Origin of the sequence: Streptomyces sp. SID4985, from assembly GCF_009863025.1 — a bacterium.
Classification (GTDB): Bacteria; Actinomycetota; Actinomycetes; order Streptomycetales; family Streptomycetaceae; genus Streptomyces.
This window is the reverse complement of the sequence record NZ_WWIR01000397.1, coordinates 1-2,499: the sequence shown is the minus strand read 5'-3', so window position 1 is coordinate 2,499 and position 2,499 is coordinate 1. Positions and strand designations below refer to the sequence as shown.

Below are 2,499 nucleotides of genomic sequence, written 5' to 3'. Positions count from 1 at the left end.
CCGGTGTCCAGGGCCGCCGCGGCGGCCGGCTGGGGCGGGCCCACGTCGAACTCGCCCGAACCGTTGCGGATGAGGGCCAGACCGGTCAGCAGGACGAGCGCTATGACGCCCCAGGGCGCGCGCCGCCGCGGCCGCTCCTCCCACTCCGCAGGCTCGGAGGCAGACATTCGCCATCCCTTCGTCACGTGGTCGCGGCCACGTCCACAGCGCATGGGAAGAAATTAAGTCCCTCGCGCGGGGAGCGGCGACGGGCGAGGAGCGAACGGGTGGCCCGTCAGCCTCCCGGTGCGCCATCCGAGTTGCGGTTCACAGGAAATTTCTGACGGCACGTGACCTGCGACAACATCCGATTGTGTGCTTGTCGTACGGAGTCCTCGCTCACCAGGACGGAGCATTCTCGACATGCGGGCGTGTTCCGCGCGCCCGATGGTGCTGTCGGGAGGTGCTTTCTCGCCGATCGACCCGGGAACCGGACCCGGGGTGCCTCCCGCGGAGGATTCAGATGCGAAACCATGGTGCCTTGGCGGCGGTGTGCGCCGCCATCGCCGTGCTCTCGGCGACGGCGCCCGTGGCCGTCGCGGACGGCATGGGCAACGGGAACGGCGTGGCGGGAACCTCGGGCGTCGTCCCGGTTCCGGTCCCGGTGCCCGGCAACGGGAACTTCAACGGGAACGGCAACTTCAACGGGAACAACAACTTCAACAACGGGCACGGCAACGGCAACGGCAACAACAACTTCAACAACAACGGGAACGGGCACGGAAACGGGAACAACAACTTCAACGGCAACAACAACGGCAACGGAAACAACCGGGGCAACGACAACTTCGGTGGCGGCCGGGGCAATGACGACTTCGGCGGTGGCCGCGACAACGACGACTTCGGTGGGGGCGGCGGTCACGGCGAGGGCGGCATCCGCAACATCCACGTGTCCCCCAACGTGCTCCCGGCCGGTGGCCGTCTCACGGTGACCGTGGAGGGCTGCCGGGGCGGCAGCGTGTACTCCGAGGTCTTCCGCACCACCCAGCTCAACTCGTTCCGCGACAACAGCGCGCGCGGTGTCGCCACGATCTTCCGCCATGCCCGGCCGGGCCGTTACGACATCACCGTCGACTGCGGCGGCCGAACCGTGACCAGCCCGAACGCCTTCACCGTGCTCGGCGGGGTCAACGGCGGCTTCGGCGGCAGCAGTTCGAGCGGTCCCGCCCCGGCCGACATGGCCATCGGCAGCGGACTCGTCGCCTCGGCCTTCCTCGGCGGCGGCGTGTTCTGGATGCGCCGTCGGGGGGAGAGGCGGATCTGACGGCCGTACGTCACCGTCCCTCTCCCCGGATGCCGCCGCCGACCGTCGCGGGACGCGGCGGCATCTTCGTGTACCCGTGATACGCGGGGGTGCCAGGAGGAAACGCGCCCCCTACCCCTTGGCGCCCGGGAACAGGCTGAGGAAGGGCTCCGCCGTCGCCGCGATGCCCCGGCTGAACGGGGCGTCGAAGTCCCAGATCAGGAAGAGCATGAAGGCGATGGTCGCGGAGAAGAGCCCGGCGAGGATCAACTCCCGTGCGGTGCGCCGGATCTGGAGCGCGAAGACCATGCCGACGGTGATCACCGCACCGGCGAGCAGCCCCCACCACACCACCGGCGGCATGGTGTCCCCGGTGGAGTCGGCACGCGCGTTGCGCGCCTGGTCGGCGGCGGCCAGCTGGTCCAGGACCGGCTGGTACGCCTGGGCCTCGAAGTCGTTCTTCGGCCGGTAGTCCGTGACGTCGTGCCGGACCTGGGCGAGCAACTCCGCTCCCTTGTCGGTCACTTCGCCCTTGTCGGTCATCGACGTCCACTCGGTGGTGACGACGTGGGAGACGTAGGCGTCGATGTCGCCGCGGATGCGGTCGCGTACGTCCGGCGGGTAGACGCGGACGCGTTCGTAGATCTCGTGCAGGGCCTGGGCCTCGCTCTGCACCTGGTCCTGCGCGGCGCTGCGGGCCTCCCACACGCCCGCGATCGCGAGGCCGAGGACGATGGCGTAGACGACACCGATCCACATCGTCATGTACTCGATGACGTCCGGGGTCTCGTTGGGGTCCTCGTCCTCCGGGGCGCGCTTGTGCCGTACGAGGGTGATGATCACAACCACCGCGCACGCGCCCAGCATCGCCAGGAGCAGGACAAGCCAATCGGACAAGTGATTCCTCCAGGGGTGGGGTGCGGCCGCGTCAGCGCGGGCGCAGGGCGGCGACGGCGACGATCGGGGGGACGGTGATGAGCAGCACGTAGGTGACCGGCGAGGTGGTGGAGGTCGCGGTCCGCCGGGCGGGCTTGGGGTGGTACGCCGGGTAGCTCACCGGGGTCGCGGTGGGGCGCGGGGTGGGCTTCGGCTTCGGTGGCGGGGTGGGCTTCGGTGGTGGGGCGGCCCTGGGCGCGGGCTTCGGCGCGGGTGCCGGTGGGGGCGGCGGCGGTGCCGGGGGCGGAGCGGGCGCGGCTGGCGGGGGCGGTGGTGCGGGC

Annotated in this window: 3 protein-coding genes and 1 pseudogene; 1 reads left to right on the top strand and 3 read right to left on the bottom strand. The window is 70.5% G+C overall.

All coding sequences use genetic code 11. The annotated features are described in order from the left end of the window. Window positions 1–167, bottom strand: a pseudogene (locus GTW40_RS17220) (class F sortase); the annotation flags it as partial. A 335-nt stretch (window positions 168–502) separates the two neighbouring features. On the opposite strand from GTW40_RS17220, the gene GTW40_RS33170 reads away from it, so the two are divergent. Beyond that, entirely contained in the window at window positions 503–1,303 is an 801-nt protein-coding gene (locus GTW40_RS33170; RefSeq protein ID WP_161181087.1) for a hypothetical protein, read from the top strand. 111 nt (window positions 1,304–1,414) lie between these two features. Here GTW40_RS33170 and GTW40_RS17210 read toward each other — a convergent pair whose 3' ends face one another. Further along, entirely contained in the window at window positions 1,415–2,179 is a 765-nt protein-coding gene (locus tag GTW40_RS17210) for a DUF4239 domain-containing protein (RefSeq protein WP_161181086.1), read from the bottom strand. A gap of 31 nt (window positions 2,180–2,210) precedes the next feature. Beyond that, window positions 2,211–2,339 carry a hypothetical protein gene (locus tag GTW40_RS33550; RefSeq protein WP_272919015.1) on the bottom strand — a complete coding sequence of 43 codons (129 nt, stop codon included), beginning with the start codon at window positions 2,337–2,339 and terminating at the stop codon, window positions 2,211–2,213. Window positions 2,340–2,499: the final 160 nt, after the last annotated feature.

Bases quoted from the DNA above. Each gene is read 5' to 3' on its own strand.
- GTW40_RS33170 (WP_161181087.1), top strand. From the start codon at position 503: ATGCGAAACCATGGTGCCTTGGCGGCGGTGTGCGCCGCCATCGCCGTG.